This window comes from Rapidithrix thailandica, assembly GCF_039710355.1.
Classification (GTDB): Bacteria; Bacteroidota; Bacteroidia; order Cytophagales; family Flammeovirgaceae; genus Rapidithrix; species Rapidithrix thailandica.
Map to the genome: position 1 here is coordinate 121,700 of NZ_JBDKWZ010000007.1, position 24,148 is coordinate 145,847.

Below are 24,148 nucleotides of genomic sequence, written 5' to 3' on the forward strand. Positions count from 1 at the left end.
ATTCACTTCAGGAATATTTCTATCATAACCCTATGAAATGCTGCCAACCGAGTTATCAGGTTTTGAATACTTTACATGCAAAAGTATATGGAAAGCACAATAAACCTGGCCGAATATCCAGATAATTTTATGAAATAAAAAAGGAAATTTGAAAGATATTCACCTTCAGGAGGCAATGGGTATTTGAGGTTTTTACTTGGCAAAGCCTATACTCAGAATGTATAAAAGCATTATCACCCGTTTTGGCTCCCCAATGTACGGGACTCTCCGAAGGTGGCTTCTGCAAGCAGTTTGTAAACTAGGTTTGGCTACACTATCCGGCATTTTTTTCAAGTTCTTCAAAGCGAAGGTTTAAGATCGGGTACTTTTTCCATTGGTAATAATCAAAATGCCACCATTCGTTTTTAATACTCACAAAGCCATAGGCAGTCATCACTTGCCGTAATAAATCCCGGTGCCAACGTTGCTGTTCGGTTCCTCCGGGATAAAGTGCATAAGCCCGTATCGAAAACTCATCATAACCACTCACCATTTCCACCGGTTTCCCCGATTTTAAATCGTATAGAGACAAATCCACCGCACAGCCCCGGTTATGCCTGGATCCCTTGGCCGGATTGGCAAGGTACCTCCGGTGCACCGGGGCAGCACCTTCCCAAAACATCTTGGTGACATACCAAGGCCGGTAGGCATCGTGAATCAATAAGCCCAAGCCTTGGCGCTCTAACACTTTGGCTACCTTGGCCAAAGCTTGTACGGCCGGACGTTGTAAAAAGGCTCTTTCGAGAGTGTAAAAAGGCACTCCCATAAAGTTATTGGATTTGCTATAACGAATGTCGTACTTCACATTGGGAATTACTTTGCTTAACTCCACTAATTCGGGCTCCCGGAAGGAACCGGCTTCCTCCGGAGGGAGAGCATTGAAGGCTATTTCCCGGATTTCCGATAGCGGTTTGCTTAACGCAATTTTGAAATACTTCGCCTCTTGCAATCCTTTATTTCTTTTGGAAAGAACTACTTCGCCAAGGCGTATGGCTTCTACCCCTCCTTTGGAATTTTTAGTAAAAGAGAGGGTCCAATCATGCTCTTTGATTAAAAATGCATCCTCGTTCAACTTCTGTAGTGGAAACAGATGAAAATGATCGATCAATGCATAGAGTTGCCCGTTTTTTTCCAGTATTCTCCAATATGGCTGTTTCGTACCGTATTCTCCTATCAAATGCTTCCATTCCCCGGGTACCTTTTCCGGCCTCCGGGGCGGTACTCTTATCCAACTTTCCCCATTCGATTGGAGTGTATCTTTATTCAATAGAAAAAAGCGCTCGCCAAAGGCCAACCTTCCATCCACTATCAACGAATCCCCTGACTGGCGCAACTCTACTCTTCGATTATTTTTCCAAACAAACCACTTTCTGTAAAAACGCTCCAGGGAAAGCACCTCCGCCCCCTGTTGGAACCGGCCCTGCACAAGCCGTATTTTTTCTCGGTTAACCGGCAAACTTCTCGGATAGGCCGTCATGGCTTGGCCCGCTTCCAAGCGCTGCATCTGGGTAAAAACATAATCCGCCACTTTGGCCATGGCGCCTTCGCTTCCCTCTAAGGAAGAGAGTAATACGATGCCCCATTGTTGGACCGGGTGAAACCGGTAAAATGAAGTATACCCGCTTCCCGAACTTTGCCAAATGGAGGTGTCAGAAACGGGAAACATAACCTGCCAAAACGGGTTCTCTGAAAATGCGGGCAAAAGTATTTGTAAACAACGCGCCCAACTTTGCACATCCGTACAGAGCTCATGGGGGAGTCCCAGTGTTGCTTCAGGTACCGGTAGCGAAACATTTCTACCTTCATAAGTCCAAAAGGATCCGGGCAATACATGCTTGCGGATGGAATCGGAAACTTCGGTAAAAAGATTGGCTATGTTGTGTTTATGAGCAAACTCTACAAGCAACGCAGTATATTTCTTTCGGTAAAGTTTTTCTAATAAGTAACCTAGCACAAAAAAGTCTGTTTCCTGCCATGAGGTTTCGGACACTTTCCCGGAAAAATCCAGGCTTTTAACAGCCGTTTCCAAAGAATTCGGGGGAGAGCTGTAGCGGTTCCCTTCCGGCAATAGGATGGCAATTCCCGAGTCTGGCTGTATCAAGTGACGGATTTTCAATGAAGTCGTAGGCACCACTTCCGGAAGGTAGAGATTTACCGGATCATTCATTGACAACTTCCCGGCTTTCACTGCTTCGTGGAGTAAATGAGCTGTTAACAAATAGGCCTGCTCTCCCATCTGATAGTAGGCTTGCTGCGGAAGAGCTTCACTCCCTTTGTCTTTGCTCCAGGTAAAGCCTGTGTGCCAGGCCACTTTTTCCCGATCTAACAGTGCTACTGACAAGGAGGGTAATTGTTGGGTTTGGCATTCGTAACGAACGGCTGCTTTAAGGCTATCTATCAATGCAGAAAAATCAGGTAATGCAATGGGCTTATGAATTTTGATTTCTGAAGCCTGCACATTTACTACATTGTCTTTTTGAACTTCTTCGGAAGTGCCGCACCCTCCTACAATTAAGGAGATAAACAGTATCGCCTGGATGAATTTCATAAATAGTTGAATATTTAAAAGCAAAAGAAAGGGATTCACCGAACTTTCCTTTCATACACTGCTTAAATTTATTTCTATCACCACTCACCGGATAGCATTCCCATCGGCAATAATGATCTGTTGAACTAAAAATTACTTCATCCCCAAGGAACTTAGCCTCACGCATGCCCAACCTTATACATACCGTTCCAAACAGAATTCATCACTTTCCCATTCACTACCTTGTTTTTAATTAAAAAATTATTTTACTTTATATATGTTCATACATATGCACATTTATCCAATAACAACCAACTTCACCCTAGGAAGGTTTCTTTTATAACAAACCTTTGAGGAGCGGAACAACCTGATCTCCAACTGGAAACAACATGTGTTTACTAACTCTACTCACTGATGAAAATGAAAAAAATCCATTACTAATTTCCTTGTGACATGAATTGCCAAACGTTCAAACGCTGGCCACAGCATCATCTATTACTGTTTATTTATCTCACCTTATGCAGTTGTGGTATTGAAAAACCGGATAAAATCCTGGAAGCAGAGGCAAAATTGCCTGAAAAAATTGACTACAGTTTACATATCAAACCTATTTTGTCCGACCGTTGCTTTGTATGCCATGGGCCGGATAAAAACAACCTGAAAGCCGACTTACGGTTGGATATTCCGGAAAATGCCATGGCAGCATTGACTTCCGGGGACGGACATGCCATTGTTCCCGGCAATTTGCGAAAAAGCCAAGTCTACCACCGTTTGATAACAGATGACCCCGAACTGGTGATGCCTCCTCCCGAATCCCACCTCACACTTACCGATGAGGAAAAGGCCTATATTATCAAATGGATAGAACAAGGGGCCACTTATAAAAAACATTGGGCCTTGATTCCTCCGGAACAACCCGCATTACCCCAGGTAAGTCTTGAAGCTTGGCCTAACAACGAGATTGATCATTTTGTCCTTTCCAAACTGGAAAAGGAAGAAATCTCTCCACAACAGGAAGCTTCCAAAGAAACCTTAATCCGTAGAGTAAGCTTTGACCTGACAGGATTGCCCCCTACGCCACAAGAAATAGATGCCTTCCTTGCCGACACTTCCCCCAAGGCCTATGAAAAAGTAGTAGACCGCCTGTTGGCCTCCCCGCATTACGGAGAAAAAATGACCGTAGATTGGCTCGATTTGGCCCGTTATGCCGACAGCCATGGCTATCAGGACGATGGCATGCGCAATATGTGGCCTTGGCGCAACTGGGTCATTGAAGCGTTTAATAAAAATATGCCTTACGATCAGTTTGTGACCTGGCAACTTGCCGGAGATTTGATGGAATCGCCCAGTCAGGAACAAAAGCTGGCCACTGCCTTTAACCGAAATCATATGCAAAGTCAGGAAGGGGGCATTGTCTCCGAAGAGTTCCGGGTGGAATATGTGGCAGACCGGACCAATACCCTTGGCAAAGCCTTTTTGGGCCTGACCTTGGAATGCGCCCGTTGTCATGATCATAAGTACGATCCCATTTCACAAAAAGATTATTTTCAACTTTTTGCTTTTTTTAATAACAACAATGAAACAGGACAGATCCCTTATACCGGAGAAGCCAGTCCTACCATACTCCTGACAGATGATGAAGCCGATCAACAAATTGCTTTTCTTAAAGAGCAGATAAGCCAACACGAACAAAAATTACAAGCGGAACACTACCAAGAAGACTTCGTCAAATGGCTCGGTCAAACGAAAGCCATACAAGCGGATTTTGAGCAAGGCAGAACCGGGTATTTTTCCTTTGACCGGTTACTCACAAATGAAAAAGGAAAGGCTGTTACAAACAACACAAATGGACAGCAACCCGCTTATTTACATGGCTTGGAAAAAGACCGCCCTCACCTCATAGAAGGGCCCACAGGCAAGGCCTTGTCTTTTGTAGGCGGTGGGCATGTAGACCTTGGCAAGGTTGGCAATTTCGAACACCACCAACCTTTCTCAATAAGCTTTTGGGTGAAAATAGAAAAAGACAGTCTGGAAGAGGCCCCTCTTTTTTCCCGGAGCGGAGGGTTAATGAACGGCTACCGGGGCTACGACATGTTATTGTTACCGGACCGGAGCCTTTCGATCAGTTTGAACCATACTTTTCCCGACAATTCCATTCATATTGTCAGCAAAGAACAACTCCCTTTACACCAATGGTTGCATTTAAGCATGACGTATGACGGCTCTGCGAAAGCGCAAGGGCTCCGGCTCTATATCAACGGAAAAGCCGCTTTCACGGAAGTGCTGGTGGATAACCTCCACGCCAGTATCCAACATTTTGGCAAAGAGCAAAAGAACTGGTATGGGGTGAGCAATTTGCAAATAGGCCGAAGAGATAGTAAAACCCTGAATGCGGTAGCCATTGATGAATTTATGGTTTTTCAACGAAATCTGACCTCCCCCGAAGTTCGGTTATTATCTCTCAAACCTCAGGAAGATCCCTCGGGCACCATTGTAGTAAAACCCACAACTCCCAAGGCTGATGCACAAGAATTTTACCTCTGGAACATTAACTCTGAATACAGCAAACACTTTAAAGAACTGAGCCTTTGGCGAAAAAAACTTCTGGACTACTATACCGGCCTGCCGCAAGTAATGGTGATGCATGAGCGAACACGCTCCCGAAAAAGCTTTATCCTTGACCGGGGAGCCTACGATGCCCCTACTCAAGAAGTACAGCCTCTTACTCCTGATAAGGTTCTTACATTTCCCGATACCTTGACAAAAAACCGCCTTGGGTTGGCCCAATGGCTTTTTCTACCGGAAAATCCATTGGTCGCCAGAGTGGCTGTCAACCGGTATTGGCAGTTGTATTTTGGCAAAGGCATAGTGGAAACCTCCGAAGACTTTGGCAACCAGGGAGCGCTACCCTCCCACCCCGAGCTATTGGACTGGCTGGCAGTAAGCTTCCGGGAAAGCGGTTGGGATATTAAAGCCTTGCAAAAGCGCATTGTCATGTCTGCTACCTACCGGCAGTCTTCTATGGCCACGCCCGAACTCCTTGAAAGAGACCCGGCAAACTACCTGTTGGCCCGGGGCCCCGGTTACCGGATGTCAGCCGAAATGATCCGGGACAATGCCTTGGCCGCAAGCGGATTATTGGTAAAAAAAGTAGGAGGACCCAGTGTAAAACCCTATCAGCCCAAGGGTTTGTGGAAAGAACTGGCTACGCGTAATGTCACGGAATATGTACCCGACCAAGGAGAAAACTTGTACAGAAGAAGTATGTATACTATTTGGAAAAGGACATCTCCTCCGCCTTCCATGATTAATTTTGATGCGGCCGAAAAAAACTTCTGTGCGGTCAGAAGACAAAAAACCAGTACGCCTTTACAAGCTTTGGTACTATTGAACGATCCGCAATTTGTAGAAGCCTCCAGAATACTGGCTGAAAAAATGATGCAAGAAGGCGGAAATTCCGTTGAATCGCGGATTGTTTATGCTTTTCGCCTGTTAACCAGCCGGAAGCCCGATATGCATGAAAAATCTCTTTTGGAAAAACTGTTTCAAGAAGAATTGAACGTATTTGAAAAAGATATTCAAGGCAGAAGGGCGCTATTACAAACCGGAGAATACCCCAGGAACCCTCAGTTGGAAGAAGCTTCTTTGGCCGCTTATACGGTGGTAGCTAATACCATTTTAAATTTTGATGAGGCTGTATTCAAACGTTAAGTCATTTCATCCACAAAGTTCATCATAATACGAATCGCCAATCATGAAACATACAGATTTAGAAAACGATATCCACTATCAAATGAACCGCAGACACTTCCTTTCCAAAACCAGTTTGGGTATTGGAGGAGTGGCGCTTGCCTCCTTGTTAAATCCCGGGTCTTTATTTGCCGGAAATGCTTCAAACATTTCTCCCCGGCTTCCTCATTTTCCTCCCAAAGTAAAGCGGGTTATTTATTTGTTTCAAAGCGGAGGCCCCTCTCAACTGGAGTTGTTTGATCATAAACCTCTGTTGCTGAAGCGCAATGGTGAAGAATTGCCCACATCCATCCGGGGAGAACAACGGCTAACAGGTATGACGGCCGATCAAAAAAGCTTCCCTATGGCCGGAGCACAATTTTCGTTTGCCCAACAAGGACAAAGTGGGGCTTGGATCAGCGAACTGTTGCCCCACACGGCAAGCATTGCCGATGAATTGTGCATTATCCGCTCTATGCACACCGAAGCCATTAACCACGACCCGGCCATTACCTTTTTTCAAACAGGATCGCAACAAGCCGGGCGGCCAAGCATCGGAGCCTGGCTTAGCTATGGCTTGGGCTCTGACAATGACAACCTTCCGTCATTTTGCGTCCTCTTATCCAGAGGGCGGGAAGGCGGCCAGCCTTTGTATTCGCGCTTGTGGGGAAATGGCTTTTTGCCTTCCCTACACCAAGGAGTACAGTTTCGCTCCGGAAAAGACCCGGTATTATACCTCAATAACCCGGAAGGCCTTCGACACAGTAGCCGCAGGCGAATGTTGGATTACCTCGGTCAACTTCATCAACATCAATTCAAAAAATTACTCGACCCCGAAATCAACTCCCGCATTGCCCAATACGAAATGGCGTACCGTATGCAAACCTCCGTACCCGAAACCATGGACCTTTCGAATGAGCCCGACTATATCTTTGATATGTACGGTCCGGAAGCCCGGATTCCGGGAACTTATGCGGCCAATTGCCTTTTGGCACGCAGGCTTGCCGAACGGGATGTAAAATTCATCCAACTCTACCACCAAGGTTGGGACCAGCACGGAAATTTGCCTAATGATATTCAAGTCATGTGCAAAAGTACCGACCAGGCTTCTGCCGCTTTGGTGATGGACTTAAAACAACGGGGACTCTTAGAAGATACCTTAGTCGTTTGGGGAGGAGAGTTCGGACGTACCAATTATTCCCAAGGAGTACTTCAAAAAGACAACTACGGCCGCGACCATCACCCCCGGTGTTTCTCCATGTGGATGGCCGGAGGGGGCATCAAAAAAGGAATAAGTTATGGAGAAACCGATGAGTTCGGATACAATATTGTAAAAGACCCGGTACACGTACACGATTTCCAGGCCACTCTGCTTCACCTCTTGGGTATTGAACACGAAAAGTTGACTTTTAAACATCAAGGTCGCAGGTACCGCCTGACGGATGTGGCCGGGGAAGTCGTCAAAGGAATTTTGACTTAGCTTCTGGATTTTTCCTACATCAATAAAGCCCTTCCGGCTTATGGTATCCGGAAGGGCTTTTTGTTTGCTGGCTTGGCCGGCTTATCTCTATTAATAATACAACACTTCGCACTCAGGGAATACTTCTTTGAACTTATCCACTTTACGGGAAGAAACTTTTGTATTATAGCATTTCAAATTTTTCAGACTTGACAAAGTCTCCAAAGGCCCCAGGCTTTTCACTTGCGTATTAGAGATATCTAACGTTTCCAGCGTACCAATACTTTCCAAAGGTCGTAAGTTGCGCACTTGGGTTCCGGCACAGTTCAAGATTTTCAGCTCGATCAGGCCTTCCAAAGGGTCCAGGTAAGTCACCGGAGTATTTTCCAAGGTCAGTTGTTTCAAGCTTTTCAGATTCGCCAAAGGCCGTAAATCTTCCACCGGGCTATTGGTACATACCAAGGTTTCCAGGCGAATTAGTGTACTCAAAGGCTGAATGTCTCTTACCCGCGTTTTGGAAATATTTAATTCTTTTAATTGATAAAATACCGTTAAAGGCCGGAGGTCTGCAATGTTTAAGTTGTCTTGTATATTGAGAGAAGGCAACTTAACCAATTGGTGCAATTGTTCTTTACTTGGTGCAGCATCCAATTGAATTTGCTTGGCAAATACTTCCTTCCATGGGTCTGCCAGAGCGCTCCACCATTGATTCAGTACGGCCGTTTGGTAAATCACTTGGCTGTTTGGATACTTTTCCAAAAACTCGTTCACCTGTTCTACAGATACGGCAGTCTCATCGGCATACAGCCATTCCAACTTCTTCAAAGTAAACAAAGGGCTCAAATCACTCACCTGAGTTGTATTAAAGCTTAAAAGCCTCAACTCCGCACATGTTCCCAAAGCCGAAAGCTTATCTACCGGAGTCTCGTCCAGCTTGATTATTTTCAAAGCCTCCTTATCTTTCAGTGGATCCAACGATTCGATTAAGGTATAAGAACAATTGAGTTCTTCCAAATGAGGCAGTGTTTGCAAATGTTCCAGACTGGTCACTTTGGTGTTAGACATGTCCAGCTTGGCCAGGTTGGTCAACATTTCCAAAGGTCGCAGACTTCTTACTTCCGGATTGCCGGAAATATTTACTTCGGTCAAAGCCGAAATTTCCTGCAATTGTTCTACGCCTGGCCGTTCAAAATCAACCGGTACGTACTTGTGAAATATTTGTTTCCAATGCTTGTGCAAGGTATTCCACCAAGACATTAGTTCACTGGACTCTACGATCACCAGACTTCCCGGTTTGCGGTTCATAAAATCAAACGCAGCCCGCTTTCGGACTCCTGTTTTTTCACAATACACCCTTTGCAAGTTAGGTAATGCCAACAAGCTATTTAAGTCCTGTACTTCCGTTTCGTTCAGAGAAATCACTTCCAGACTTTTCACTTTGGCCAACGCTGTCAGGTTTTTCACTTTGGTCCGGTCAATATTCACTTCTTTCAGAGAAGTTGCTTTTGCCAAAGGAGACAAATCCGCTACATTGGAATTGGAAGCATCCAACATCTCTAACTTGCTCAGGTTTTGCAAAGGTCCCAAGTCTCTTACTTGGGTATTGTTAAACCAGAGTTCTTTCAGGTGGGTCAAGCCTTCAAGAGGCTGTAAGTCCGTGATAAACGTATTGTAGCAATAGAGTTTTTCCAGCTTTTTGAAATTGCTCAGCGTTTCAATATTGCTGATCATGGTATTAAACAGAAACAATTCTTTTAAACTCACCGCGTATTTAAGTGGCTCCAGACTGGTTACTTTGGTTTGTGCAAAAGACAGTTTCTCCAACTTGGTCAGGTTACGGATAGGGGCCAAGTCGTTGACTTCGGTATTGGAAATATTCAATACTTTCAAAGAAGTCAATTGGCTTAACGGTTCCAGGCTGGTGATGGTAAAATTATTGGATAAGTCCAGCTCCTCAACTTTCGAAATATCCTTGAGATAATTAAACACCATTGAGCCCGTCATCGGAATACTGTCTTCCAGGGTATGAAACCAAGAAGGGCCAATCGTTGTCACATCTTTTAATTCCAAGGTATCGTTCAATGGAAAGCCATCGCCCAATACATCCCTCCAGGCGATATCCAAACTGTTCCACCAATTGACCAATTCCTCTTTTTCACTCAGTTTGGTCGTATAAATACTGGCGATTTTCAAGTCGCGATCATGAGGATTCAGGTTGATTTCAATAAAACGGGGGATGGTAGAGTTCACCGTATCCCCACCTACGGTTACGCCTTGCAAATTGCGGGTAAAGGAGACTTTAAAAAACACTTCATTGCCAGCGCTCACCCTATGCTCTACCTCATTTACCGTAAACTCAAAGCGCACCTCTTTGAAAAAGAAATCGATGTCTTTCAAATAAGCTTGTACATCCTTGTTGGTTACCACTTCGCGAGTTTCGTCCAAATCATCTTCCACTTGCACGTTCTCGTCTTTAAATACCTTGGTGTAACTTTGATTAATGAGAATATCTTTTTCCTGAGCGGAAGTTTCCGGACTTCCCAGGGTATTAAAGGTAAACTGCAAGTATTTCACCAGTTGCTCGGCTTGTTTGGAATACTCCCGTAGTTCAGAAGGACTTAACTCCTGGGCAGACGTTTGCCCGAAACCACAGAAAAACCCTCCCAGAACCAGGAAGGCCAACAGTTTAACTTTTAGAAAAGTTGTATACTTAGTAGTCATTGTATATATACTTTTTTAAGAGGTTCTTTTGTTGATCGTTCACCTTGGCCAGATTGGAAATCAACCAACCCCGGTTATAGCCGGTACGGTTAAATTCGGAAATTTCAAAATACCACTGGTCAATTTGAAAGAAATGAAATTTGACTTCCTGAATCGTTTTGAACTTCAGGTTGCCTTGTTTGATCTCGTAAAAAAACAAAGTTAAATAATCTGGCTGGAAATCTTTCTGTGCATAGTATTCTACAAAGCGTTTATCTTGCAAAGCTTTATTCAAATTCATAAAATCGACCTCATGACTCAAGGGGTGCAGAAACTTCTTGCGGCCTTCCGTAGAATCTCCTTGCGCAAACATACGATGAAAGGGTTCAAAATACACTTTAGTAAAAGCCCATTTATGGCCCAGCATTTCTTTTTCCAGCTCCAAATAGAAAGTTGCTTTTTTTTCCTGGCCTTTGTAATACACCAAAGCTTCTACCTGCGCGAACCAACCACCTTCGTGAAAGTCCAGGAATTGCGGATTATTTTTATTGGTAAGGGTCTCGATAAACGCTTGTTTTAACTCAGGGGAAAGTTTCCGGTTTTGGCCGTCAAAGAGTACTTCCAGATAGCTTTTCCGCAATTTTGCCGCACGATAACGTTTGTCAGTAATTTCATAGCGCACTCCGTTTTTATCCTCTTCATTGTTAAACCTCCGGAAAAACTGATTGACTTGCTTGGTCTCCGCATAAAAGCCACTCTCATCCCCCAAGTAACTTCCTAAGGTCGACTGCGCCTGGCTATACAAACTCACTCCCAGGAACAACAATATAACACTCGTTATTCTTTTCACGCTATGTCTGGTTTATTAAAGTAAAAAAGGCCAGAGTATCATAAAAAAAACAGATACTCCGGCAAACTTATAATTTTATTTTTACGGATTTGGGAAAGCAGAAAGGCCGTTTACGCTTTGGTTTCCGCTACCCGGATATCTCCCAACAACACGTCCCAAAAACCAATCATACGTCCTCCGATCTGAGTTTGTTTTCGTTCTACGTAAATCGTGATATCCTTCTTGGTAGTATCCACATATTTCAGGCCATCATCCGACTCCCCTTCAAATCGTTGGTAAATGGTAATCACCCCTACGTATCGTCCATCGGGTTGTCTTTCCAGATCACTGATATATTGGATGTTAAACCATTTGATGGTCACCCTGTCGTAGTTTAAAGCCATCAAACGCTCCAGGTAAGTCCGTACATCATAGTAGCGCACTTCTTTTTTATACAAAGAAGATACCCCCATTTGTGCCCCGTCAGCAAATAATTCCAGAGTACGTTCAATCACACGGTTGGCTTCCGAAAAAGGGGTTTCTTTGTTTCCGATAATACTGATGTATTTACTCAGGTCTTTCACCTTTTCCATGGCCAAGGAATCGATCGCCTGTTTACGTTGCGGACTGATTTCCTCTTGTGCCAATGAAGGCAAAGCTACCATCAATGCAAATACAAAGGGTAAGAAAGCTTTATAGTTTAGCATAAGTATTTCCTGTTTTAGTTTGTTTGTAAACGATTATTTTCTCAACTCCACTTCCGTAATTTTTCCGGCCGCATTGAATTTCAGGTTATCTACTTTGTCCGGACTTTTCTTTTGATCTTTTAAATACTCCAAATAGCGCTTGATAGTTGTCGGACGGTCATAATCTTTTTGTCCGTTTTCTTCGTGGATAATGATCAATACCGGTGTTTCCGTAGATTCAAACATGCCCAAAGCCTGCGCAATTTGCATATTTGCTTCCTGTACGCTGGCAGCATTGGCAATACGGTTGAAATAGGTGTTTACATCATTATAAGGTTGCTCTTTGGCTCTCTTCTCGGCTTCACGTCTTTTCATTTCTTCCAAGCGTCTTTGCTCTTCCTCTTTCTGTCTTTTCTTTTCAGCAATTTTCGCCTCCACTTGTCCGATCAGGTTATCCACCTCCGCATCGTTGAGGTTCATGGCTTTGACCGCATTCAACCTTCGCTCCATCTCTTCCACCGGAATGCTATCATCATTCAACAAAGCACGTAATTCCGTTTTTGCCCGGCTGATTTGGTCAGCCCGCTCTTTTGCTGCTTGTTCCGCTGCTAGCTTTTGTTTGCTTTTACACCCCACTGTCCCCAGTCCTACAGAGGCGATCATCGCTAATAAAAACAAGTTCATCAAATTAATTCGCAAAGAAGGGATCATTGATTTCGTTAACCGTTTTAGTTGATTTGTTACATTGTGTGATGTCATACAAAATTCATTTTTTTAGTTTGCAACTTGAGTAGACTTTCCAACAAAGATATTAATTCTACGGACTTTCCAGTAGATTCGTTCTTGAGAATAGGCTTGTGATATGGAAAAAGGGACAGTTATTATGCCAGGTAAGATACCTTCTTGATTTTCAAAATATAAACCACTTCTTTTTCAATTCAGTTATCCGGTCACAAAAGTAAACAAGGCGGATACCGTGGGCTTTTTCAACGAGAGTGGGAGATGTTACTTCAAAAGAAAAAGGTGCCGGCAAGAACCAGCACCTCACCATTTCTTATTTTTTCTCTTTTTTTCTACAGGTACCTCCCGAAAAGGCCGGTACTCAGCTCTGTTTTTTTAGCGGAAAAGCAATACTTTTTCTTTGTAAAACCCGGAAGCGGTTTGTACACATACCAGGTATACACCGTTGGACACTTCATGTGCATCCCAAGAAGCCTGATGTACCCCGGCAGACAACTTTCCTTCGAGTAGCCTTATGACCTCTTGCCCTTGCAAATTGTACACTAGTATCCTCACCGGCATCGTTTCGGACAGTTCAAACTGCACTGTAGCTTTATCCGTTATCGGATTGGGATAAACCTGTAAACGAATGCCTGGATCAGGTTTTGTACTTGTGCTTACTTTCGCTTGTGCAAATGTATGATGGCCATTGCTCAATACTTCAATAATTTGGTTGGCAGACGAAATAAGCGCTTCGCCCTGTTCAGAGTCAAGCTTTCCGACCCTTACCAGGATTTTCACCAACTTGATAAATAATTTTAAAGATACTATCGCTTTTTGGGGTTTATTGCGGTCAATCTTTTTCTCTGCCAAGCGGATAAAAATCAGCAAGGCTTTGCCTTGCCCTTTGCTCAAAGCATTTGCCTTCACCAATGCCTGAATGTCCACTGCCAATTGAGAAAACAACTCTTCGATTTCTATGTCCTGAGCTTCCGCTTCAAATACTACCGAACTCTGATCGTCTTCCAACGGATTGGCATTGTCCGGAGTAGAGTCCGGATCGTTTTGATCGCTGGCAGTAACTTCAGCCGTATTGGTAATGGTACCCTCAGAAGCAATGATAACCTCTATGCTCAGAGTAGTAGTATCACCTGTATTTACATTGCCTACCGTCCACACACCTGTATTGGCATTGTAGCTTCCCTGATCAGGCTGGGCCGCGATAAAAGACAAAGCCGATGGTAGCAAATCGGTGACTTCCACACCTGAGGCCGGATCGGGTCCCGTATTGACCAGCTTCAGTACAAATGTTAGCGTATCGCCTACTTTATAGCTCGGGGGAGTGCTCAAGGATTTTGTCAAAGATAAATCAGCCGCAGAAGGCCCTCCATTTCCTCCTACCTGTACACAAGCAGAAAACTCACTGGAATTAAAACTTGTGTCTGTAGCAATGGCTGTAATAAAGGCATTAACAGGAATCACTAGCCCATTAAATCCCGCCGAAAAATTGACCTCTCCATTGGCACCGGTCATTACCTCATGAAACCCGATGAACTGTTCACCTTCTCCAAATCCCGAAGCGTCACAAGCCGTATTGGCAAAAAACTCCAAACGGAAGATTGCATCCGGACGGCTATTGAGTGTGCCATCCACGACAAGCGTATTGTTCGCAAAAGTAGCTTGACTCAATTCGGGAAAATTTTGCAAGTTATTGGGGCCTGTATCCACATCTCCTTGGTCATTGGGAGTCACTCCGTCATTACCCAGGTCAATTCCCAGGGAAGTGTTGTTAAAAATCAAATTCCCTAGAAAAGGAGTGCCCACTCCCGTTCCGGTAAGAGCAATGGCAATGTTGTTTTCTGTCAGTGTATTATTCTCAAAGGAACCGAAGGAGTTTTCAGTCGTCAAAATCCCAAAGGTATTTCCGGACAGCAAATTGCTGTCAACACGGGCTTGGCTTCCTTCTGCCAATAAAATTCCCGGCCCTTGATTATCGATAATTTCATTATTGACAATGCTATTGAGCAAATTCACTCCGAAGGTAAAAATTCCCCCTTCCGTATTTCCGGTCATAAAATTCCGTTCAACCTCGGCTCTGAACAAATCAATGACAGTCGAGCCGTTGCTGAGCCGGAGCCCTGCCGAAGCATTGCCCACAAACTGACTTTCGCTGGTCTCCAGAAAGAGTTGGCCTCCTACACCTCCGAAGCCTTCCAGCCACAAGCCATTATTGCCATTGGAACGGCTTACAATCTCTACCAAGGTAAAACGTATCTCTCCTTGGGTGTTAATTATTCCTCTCAAGCCATCCACTTGATTGCCTGCATAAACATCTCCATTAACCGTGATTTTGGCATTGATTCCTTGATCAATTTCCGCATTGAACTGCAAACCCACCCCCAGACTGCCTTCCCAAACATTGTCCGTCAAATTCCAGGTGCCGTTCCCTCTTAAGAAGATTGAGCCTCCGGTATTTCCTCCGGAAATGGTATCCCCTACTAACAGTACATTGAAGACTCCTTTGACGGTCTCCTCCATTTCAATTCCTTTTGCATTATTGACATGAAAATTATTCTGATAGGTCAGTTGCACACTATCTGTAGTGTTAAATTGCACCTTGGCTCCTACGATCATGGAACCGTTAAACAGGTTGTCTTTGATATTATAACTTCCGCCAAAATCCAAGAAGGCTTCTACCCCTACCGAATCGATATTGGTCAATACATTGCCGTCAATGGTGAGCTGATCCCCTCCTCCGGCCAGGATGCCCACTTTGAATTTGGCTCCGGTACCGTCTTTTCCAATAAAATTTCCCAAGAGGCGAACCCCTTTGGACAGGCTGCCTTTTAAGGTAATCCCATTTTTTTCACCGACTATTTTGTTCCCTACTTTTTCCTTCTCTTCTTCACTGTTCGACTCTCCACCTATCAATTGGTCCCGGGCATTTTCGATCAAAATACCTCCGGAAGTATTCGGAATCGGATCTCCCAAATTGGCCGCAAGCCCCAAGGCATTTCCCTGTACTACGTTGTTAGTGGCTCCACTGCGATTGCTTCCCGACTCGTCCGGGTCTTGTCCGACAATCCGGATGGCATAGCCCCCATTGCCGGAGATCACATTACCGTGCTGGATAAAACCCTCTCCCCCTATGGTATTGTCCGGGGTATCGTCTATAAAAATCCCATCACCTCCGTTACCCATATCCACCATCCCTGTGCTATCTACACCAATCCAGTTGTTTTCGATCAGGTGCCCGCCTTCTCCGGGAGGAGGTGTTCCGGAAATCATGATCCCATGTGCATCAAAACTGTGAATTACCAACCAACGGATAATACACTGGCCACCCAACAATTGTAAACCAATCGCGTTGGAGCCGGCCATGCTTCCGTCCAGGACCACACGTCCTCCGGCATTGTTTCCTATATTCAAACCATCGATGGATACGGAACCTAACACGGGTGGTAGCGGTCCCAAACCGGTACTTCCTACCATAATAGTTACTCGCCCGTTACTGGGAAGGCTGACATCAAAATTGATTTCATTCTGCCCCAAATGCCGGTTGGCATTATGGTTTTGAATGGCAGCCCGGAAAGTACATTGTTCACCGGGGGTGTTGGGATCCACATCGCAGAGGCCATCGTCTCCGGGTTCCCCTGCATCCGGATCTCCTTCATCCCCCGCTACATTCACGGTAAACACTTTTTGAGCGATGGCCATCGAATTGCCTGTCACCAAGCCATACACATTCATCATTCCTATCAACCCCACCACTTTCCAGAGGTGTAGTCGAAAGAAGCCTTTCATAATCATTTTTTGCATTTAATTAAAGATTAACAATGCGAATGAAGGTATGCTAATCATGATGCCGGATATACGAGCAGGTTAAAAACTTCCTATGGTGCTTTGCATTGTTTGCATGTGGATGCTCATTCAAGCTTTGCAAGATTACTTCGGTTTTTTAGTGAGTGAGCGAAATGGCGATCGAGTGAAGGAAAACCTTGTCCCCGACTCATCAACTGTTTAGTCTTTTAATTGCCTACTTACTATTTCATTCAATCACTAAACCAGAGGTACCCCTGTAGTGAACAGAATACAGACCTTGTGTTAATTATTGTTATTAACAAGCTGGTTAGATTGGGGAAATGGACGGTTACCCACTTTGTGGAGTTAGTAAGAAAGGATTAAATTAGGTGCAATATTGCCAAGAGAAGAGAGAAGGGAATCAAGCATTGTTGTTGCAGACTTCAAATTACATTTTTTTACCGGGAAAGTAAAGGGAATCGCAAGGGAGGGAATCTATTTTTTTCCCCCTTCAAGTATACTGATTACTTGAAGGGGTAAAGTGTGCAAACTATTTCAATTCTACGATTCCGATTTTGTAGTTTTTGATTCCCCACCTTCCTAAAAGCAATAGCTCATTTTCCGAAATCTTCTTACTGCTTCTCGGGCGAATAACCATTGCATCCTTCATGTTTTTATACAATAGCTGTTTGCTCATGGTACCATCTGCTTCCACCTTCACCATATTTAGTGTGGTTTTTTTATTGCCGTTAAGCCCTACCCTTTTGTAATTTTTGTGATCTTCAAAAGGAATATCAAAATTTTCTATGTTATCAGTATATAGGATATAAACCTCTTGTCCTTTGCTTTCATATGTAAAGGAACACCAAGCATTCGCATATCTCATTGATTGATGTTTAGGTATTACTCTGGACCAAGCAACATTGCCATCTGAATTGATATTCGTAATAAGGATATTCCCATTAATAAAAATTGGGTATGAAGGTTCTGATCCTCCTGAAAGGATAAAAGATGTTTCGGATAAAAGAACCACACTACCATCCGGGCGAGTCACCAATCCACGCAATTCCAAACCACCCAGTTCTCCATTGCCCTTTTTCGCTTTCTTTTCTGGCATAAAATAGTTCAAGATCTCTGCATCAAACTCTTGATAATTTTCCTTACGGATTTGCTGGGTATTCCGGTCCACTGACATATAATAAACACCTTTACTCGTGTCCTCTTTCTTTTCCGAGTACAGACCGGTACAAATCAGGTCCCCTCTTTTATTAAGCCTCATACTCAATTCATTGATACGCCAATCTTCCGGCTGTATTTTATACGTTTTCGGAACAGCGTTTTCTTTTCCGGAATACTGCCATATTTCATAGTGGTAACTAGATTTTTTTTTGCTAAGGATTCCTTTATGGTACACTTTGCCTAACAAATACAAATCCGCATGATCATTGATTAAGTAACCAACCAAACCAAACTCTTTATTGACATAAGGAAGCTCCAATGTTTTCTCCCACAATTCATTTAACTTCGTATCAAATACATTAAAAACAAACTGTTGTTGATCCTGACCTTTCAAGTTTGGAGTACCTTGCTGGAACACTAATTTGGAGGAGTCCCTTGACACATCAACACTTATATTCGCCCTTGCCTTCTTCATCATGTTGTTGAGATTAAGCGGATTGAAGCTGGTGAACAAATCAGATATTTCAAAAAGTTTTTTAGGTTTTCCGGCTATGTTCATCGTTTCAGGATTGATTTCAAGGGCATAGATATCTACACCTCTTTTGGCTTTATTCCATTGATAGCCAAAAAAGTAGAATTTTCCCTTCAAAACTTTTGAGTAAAGTAAATACAGTTCCTTGCCTGCATGCTCCAAAGGTAACGAGACAACTTTCTCTAGGTTTAATTTTGCATCATAGCGATGCAACTCCGCTGTATTCATCTTTTTTACGGTGTAGTCCATTACCACCAAGAATTTATCCTTATAAGGATAGACCTGCCCACGCAAAAACGGCAAAATTCGATTTCCTTTCTGTTTCTTCCCCCATACTATTTCCTTTGCCTGGAAGAAACTAGAGGATTGCCCGTTTACAGAAAATACGGTAATCAGGGTGAATAATAATGTAATCGTTAATTTTTTCATTAGGAATTGTCTTAATTATTTAGGAATCATAAAAATTGAGGAAAATCCCCTTCTCGCTATTTTTTAGAACCGCGAATATAAAAAAGCCCCCTGATAATCCGGTAGGATAGGTAAGATTGACTAACGTAACAGAGCAAATGAAAACCCCATACAAAAGAAAAGCCCGGGCAGAAAACCCGGGCCTTATCTGTTGACGAATCTATTAATTGCTGTTAGAATAACTTTTTTTGGTCTCCGTCTTCAGTCGTATTTGAAGAGTTGTTTTTCTCTACAGGAATCTCCTTGGAAAGCATTTTCACTTTCATTATTTTATCCACAAACAACTTATTACCAATGGCCTTCCAACCCTTTACATCAATGTATTCATCCAGTTTTTCCGTAATAAACTCTCTTCCCAACTTGGTCTTATGGGCAATTTCGACTTCCGGTGTCGGGTGCGTGGTAAAAAAGACCAATTTACACCCCCGTCCTTCATTGATAAACGAAAAGCGCTTATGTTGGGTAGAAGTTTCGATAAGGAACCGTTTGACGTAATAATTCCGGCCCGGGCCGTCATAATGAATAGCTGTCATGACACGCTCAGGGTCAAATTTCTCCACATGGATAATTTGACGGGCATCGTAGCGGTTGGTCAGTTCAAAACTGGTTAATTCATATTCACCACTTTCATATACTACCAAAATCTGATCTTCATCACTAAACTCTCCCAGGTATTTGCCATTCTTATCTTTGTTCAGAATTCCGATATGCTCGTCAAACCACAAATCCATAGCTGCCAAGGTAGACACCCCTTCTTTGATCAGTTTGATTTTCCGTACCGGATATTTGCTTAAAATGTTCCCTTGTGCCCCTCTTCCTTTAATATCCAACGTAGCAAAATCAAAGTCAAACACTTTGTTTCGAGCCATACAACTTTGGTTCAAATAGATTGTCAGAGTCTCGGCTTCCCCGTTCGGATTGGCCGTAAAATACAGCACTTTGCTCCCTTTCGTACCTTTGGTAAGGTCGTATTCCCGGTCGCGGGTTACTGCCAACACCTGAAAACGCTTAACCCGGGAAACTCCGGTAGCCCCGTCCATATAAATCAGGTTATAGACTTTCCGTTCATCATTTTTGACAAACACTTCCGCATGCAAAATGTTCTTCCCCACAAAAACTTTTTCTGCAATTTTAGTCACCAGGCATTTTCCGTCTTTGCGGAATACAATGATATCGTCAATGTCCGAACAGTCCATCACGTACTCATCCTTCTTCAGGCCATACCCGATAAACCCTTCTTTGTAGTTGACATATAACTTCGCATTGTTCGCTACGACCTTAGACGCCTGGATGGTATCGAATACGGAAATTTGGGATTTTCGCTCCCGGCCTTTGCCATATTTCTTTAACAGGTTGTTAAAATAGTCAATGGCATAATCAGTCAGATGTGCCAGATGGTGATTCACCTGCTCCAGCTCTTCTTCCAGTTTTCTTAAAAGTTCATCTGCTTTAAAGGTATCGAATTTGGAGATTCGTTTGATCTTGATTTCTGTCAAACGGATAATATCCTCTTGGGTAATCTCTCTGTAAAATTGCGCTTTAAACGGGTCCAAGCCTTGATCAATCGCCTCCAATACTTCTTCCCAGGTTTCACACTCTTCGATTTCACGGTAGAGGCGGTTTTCGATAAAGATTTTCTCCAAAGAAGAGAACAAGATTTTTTCCTTGAGTTCTGCCCGCCTGATTTCCAGTTCGCTTTTTAGCAGTCTCACGGTGTTATCCGTACTGTTTCTCAAGGCTTCATTGACGCTCATAAAGCAAGGCTTCTCGTCAATGATCACACAGGTATTCGGAGAGATGGATGTTTCGCAATCCGTAAATGCATAGAGCGCTGCGATGGTCACATCAGGCGATTGCCCGGAAGCCAATTGCACTTCTACTTCTACATTTTTGGCCGTGTTGTCAACCACCTTTTTGATCTTGATTTTTCCTTGATCATTGGCTTTGACAATCGAGTCAATCAAGCTTTGAGTTGTTGTGCCAAAGGGAATTTCTTTGATCGCCACCGTTTTATTATCCACGGTTTCGATTTTAGCCCTGACTCTTAATTTGCCTCCTTTTTTCCCTTCATTATAATTGGATACATCCACAAAACCGCCCGTAGGGAAGTCCGGATATAAATTGACATTTTTTCCTTTCAGGTAATCCACAGATGCCTTGATCAACTCACAAAAGTTATGAGGCATCACCTTGGTCGCCAAACCTACCGCAATCCCTTCCACTCCCTGTGCCAATAACATCGGGAATTTCACCGGAAGCGACACCGGCTCTTTTTTCCGGCCATCATAGGACATTTGCCATTCGGTCGTTTGTGGATTAAACACCACATCCAAGGCAAATTTGGACAAACGGGCTTCGATATAACGAGGGGCTGCGGCACTGTCACCTGTGCGGATATCCCCCCAGTTTCCCTGGGTTTCAATCAACAAGTCTTTCTGTCCCAGATTGACGATTGCATCTCCGATAGAGGCATCTCCGTGCGGATGGTACTGCATGGTGCTTCCGATGATGTTCGCCACTTTATTAAAGCGCCCGTCATCCAGTTCTTTCATTGCATGCAAAATCCTCCGTTGTACGGGTTTAAAGCCATCATCAATCGCAGGCACGGCCCGTTCCAGAATTACATAAGATGCATAATCCAAAAACCAATTTTCATACATTCCCGCTACCGGAATGACATGATGTATGTGCTCTTCGTGATCTGTTCCGTTTTCCAAAACTTTTTATTTTTTGGCTGATACTACAAATTTGAAAGTGGATGCCGGCCAGAAATGGCCCACCCCTCAACCTATCCTTTCCCGTAAAGCGCGTTGATGCTTTACCCTTCTACTGAAAAAGGGATAAGGCAGGTTGATCCTTTTTCTGCCAATAAGACTATACAGTCCTACCTCTACAGTTTTTTTTAAATAATCGACAAAAATAGAGTTTAATTTGAAGGTTCAAAAACGGATTGAATTTATTCCAATGGAAATAGGGTAAGAGATGGCAAACAATTTAGATGAAAATCGTTTTTAATTTCATTTTTCAACGGCCCTTCGCAAATTTGACACATTGTATCCCTTGTGCAAAAGCTATATGAAGGAAGGCATTGCTTTCTCAAGTTTAACCTTTTACAAGGTAGGTAAAAAGTAAAATCCTTGGGAATTCTACAGGATACAGGAATAGAAATACCTGATTTTTTTTAACTTTATCGGAATATCCCACCTATTTAGGTTTAGGTAAGTGCCGGTGCTTTTTAGTATAGACACAACTTGTTTCCCTATTAGTCACTGGCAAGTATAATCGTTAAAACAATTACTGACCTTTTATTTAAACATAAAAATATAGACTTAACTTTTTTAATCTTTCCCTACAATCATGACATACACAGTACAAGCCGGAGATACGATGTACAGCATCGCCCGAAAGTTTAGCATTACAGTTGCTGAGCTCCAACAAATCAACCAGTTACAGCCTTACGACACACTGAATATAGGACAAAATCTCAAAGTGTCCGCAAATGCTTCTGCTCAAGGTGAATTTCACCTGGTACAACGGGGAGAGTCCCTTTATTCCATTGCTCAAAAATACCATAGCACTCCTCAGGAAATATTACAAATCAATGGCTTAGCAGCCAACACCAGCATCTTTATCGGCCAACGCTTACGGATAAAAACGCATCAAGGGTATGGCAATACTTCAGGCAGTGCTTCCGGTACGTATACGGTGCAAAGGGGCGATTCGCTGTATGCCATTGCCAACCGTTTTCAAACCTCCGTACAAGATATTCTCAACCTCAACGGGCTTAGCAAAAATGCTACTTTGTATGCGGGCCAACAGTTAAAAGTCCCTGCGGTAACCAATACAGGCAGCACCCAACAAGACTTGTCCAACTACTATACCGTGCAAAGAGGTGATTCGCTGTATGCCATCGCTCAAAAAGCAGGTACAACCCCTCAGGCAATTTTGCAGTTGAACGGTCTTGCAGCCAATACCAATATTTATGTGGGGCAAAAACTAAAGGTGCCTTCACCGGGAAGTGGGACTTCGGGAAGCGGTGGCAGTACTTCGGGAAATACCGGCAATACGCCCACACCCCCACCACGGCCTCAACCCAATGTCCCCGCACATTTGACACACATCCAACAAGCAAGGGCACTCATCAAGGTACAAGAGTTGAATGGAAAAGCAATTATGGGTTCTGGCTTGAGAGGGGCCGTGGGCCGGACCAATCATATGAACCCGGACGACTTGGACAAAGTACAAAAATGCTTGATTCAATTGGGGCTTTTGCCCGGACAACACAGTGAGTCTCCGGCCGCTTTACAACGCAAGGGAGGCGGGCCTATCATGGCGCGTAGTATTCCTCAAACCATTGCCGCCATTCAGCAATTTCAGAGCAAATACAAAGTAGACTACTGGACCCAAACCCCGGAACGCATTGCCATGTTGGGTACCCGGCAATACAACTCGGGCATTGTCTCTCCCAACGATGTCACTTATATCGTTCTCCGGGATTTCACTCAATACAAAGTAGCATTCCCTCACCCTTACAACCGGGGGCAAAATGTAGTAGCGGAATTCCGGAACTTCCCTATCAGCAGCTACAATCAATACTATGACGGGATTAGTTTCAATGGGAATTCACAGCCTGATTTACCTCTAAATTTATTTACTGAGCTAGGGTTGGATGCTAATTTGGCCGAGGCCGTGAAATATGTATCCGCTCATGAGGGGAATTTTGATGCCATCAACAGCTATGACAAAGCAATTTTTTCTTTCGGGTTTATTCAGTTTGCCGGCAACGGTGGAGGACTGGGTGCCCTATTGGGAGAAATGAAGAAGCGGCAACCGCGCTTGTTTCAAGAATATTTTGTCAAGTTGGGTGTGGATGTGGATTACACCCTTCGCAACGGGGAAGTGCATCAAGGCGAACTCAAAGTCATTGATTTAAAAGCCAGCAACGGCCGTTTTGAGGTAAAAGGAACAGATGCGGAAAAAGCCATCCGGGCCGACAAAGTATTACACGGGGTATTTATCCGGGCCGGCTATGATTTGAATCTGATTCAGGTACAAATTGCCCGGGCGGTGATCGGTTATGTGCGCCCGGCCTTGGGAATCAAACTCAACCTTCCCGCTTTTAATTTAAGTAATATTCCGATTACGGAAATCATCAATTCACCTTTGGGAATGGCCATGGCCATTGACTTAACCGTCAATCAATGGATTAACAAAACCCGGGAATTATTTGAAAAAGCCATTGTACAAGTCGCTATTGCAAATCGCTTGACCTCTCTTCCTTTGTTAAAAACCATTGATGAGCGCCAGGTGGTACAAGCTATCAACAGCTCTGCCGGTGGCGATCAAAGAATTGCCAAACGCAGCAACAGTTTACTCAATAGTGGCCTAAGCTCTACTAAAACAGGTAGAATCGCGTAACGAAAGCACTTTGTCGAGTAAGAAAACCTAAGGCATAAAAAAATCCCCGGAATTCCGGGGA

At 43.7% G+C, this 24,148-nt stretch carries 11 protein-coding genes; 3 read left to right on the forward strand and 8 right to left on the reverse strand.

Annotated features, from left to right (window positions below):
• Window positions 1–313 precede the first annotated feature (313 nt).
• Entirely contained in the window at window positions 314–2,587 is a 2,274-nt protein-coding gene (locus AAG747_RS13520; protein ID WP_346821711.1) for a M15 family metallopeptidase, read from the reverse strand.
• A 432-nt stretch (window positions 2,588–3,019) separates the two neighbouring features.
• On the opposite strand from AAG747_RS13520, the gene AAG747_RS13525 reads away from it, so the two are divergent.
• Window positions 3,020–6,277, forward strand: a complete 3,258-nt coding sequence (locus AAG747_RS13525; protein WP_346821712.1) for a DUF1553 domain-containing protein — start codon at window positions 3,020–3,022, stop codon at window positions 6,275–6,277.
• Between the two features lie 43 nt (window positions 6,278–6,320).
• Window positions 6,321–7,775 carry a DUF1501 domain-containing protein gene (locus AAG747_RS13530; protein ID WP_346821713.1) on the forward strand — a complete coding sequence of 485 codons (1,455 nt, stop codon included), beginning with the start codon at window positions 6,321–6,323 and terminating at the stop codon, window positions 7,773–7,775.
• Between the two features lie 90 nt (window positions 7,776–7,865).
• Here AAG747_RS13530 and AAG747_RS13535 read toward each other — a convergent pair whose 3' ends face one another.
• The 7 genes from AAG747_RS13535 to AAG747_RS13565 form a co-directional block, all read right to left on the reverse strand.
• Window positions 7,866–10,475: a leucine-rich repeat domain-containing protein gene (locus tag AAG747_RS13535; protein WP_346821714.1), complete on the reverse strand. Its 2,610-nt coding sequence runs from the start codon at window positions 10,473–10,475 to the stop codon at window positions 7,866–7,868.
• Window positions 10,465–11,304, reverse strand: coding sequence for a hypothetical protein (locus AAG747_RS13540; protein ID WP_346821715.1), 840 nt, complete (start codon window positions 11,302–11,304; stop codon window positions 10,465–10,467). Before AAG747_RS13540 ends, AAG747_RS13535 begins: the two co-directional genes overlap by 11 nt.
• Before the next feature lie 110 nt (window positions 11,305–11,414).
• A complete protein-coding gene (locus tag AAG747_RS13545) occupies window positions 11,415–11,948 on the reverse strand; it encodes a hypothetical protein (protein ID WP_346821957.1) in 534 nt (177 codons plus the stop codon).
• Window positions 11,949–12,023: 75 nt separating this feature from the next.
• Entirely contained in the window at window positions 12,024–12,728 is a 705-nt protein-coding gene (locus AAG747_RS13550) for a hypothetical protein (RefSeq protein ID WP_346821716.1), read from the reverse strand.
• A gap of 357 nt (window positions 12,729–13,085) precedes the next feature.
• Complete coding sequence (locus tag AAG747_RS13555) at window positions 13,086–16,508, reverse strand: T9SS type A sorting domain-containing protein (protein WP_346821717.1); 3,423 nt, start codon at window positions 16,506–16,508, stop codon at window positions 13,086–13,088.
• A gap of 532 nt (window positions 16,509–17,040) precedes the next feature.
• Window positions 17,041–18,630, reverse strand: a complete 1,590-nt coding sequence (locus AAG747_RS13560) for a hypothetical protein (protein ID WP_346821718.1) — start codon at window positions 18,628–18,630, stop codon at window positions 17,041–17,043.
• Between the two features lie 212 nt (window positions 18,631–18,842).
• Complete coding sequence (locus AAG747_RS13565) at window positions 18,843–21,329, reverse strand: DNA gyrase/topoisomerase IV subunit A (protein ID WP_430300631.1); 2,487 nt, start codon at window positions 21,327–21,329, stop codon at window positions 18,843–18,845.
• 697 nt (window positions 21,330–22,026) lie between these two features.
• Between AAG747_RS13565 and AAG747_RS13570 the strand changes: the two genes are divergently transcribed.
• Window positions 22,027–24,087: a LysM peptidoglycan-binding domain-containing protein gene (locus tag AAG747_RS13570; RefSeq protein ID WP_346821720.1), complete on the forward strand. Its 2,061-nt coding sequence runs from the start codon at window positions 22,027–22,029 to the stop codon at window positions 24,085–24,087.
• Window positions 24,088–24,148 lie beyond the last annotated feature (61 nt).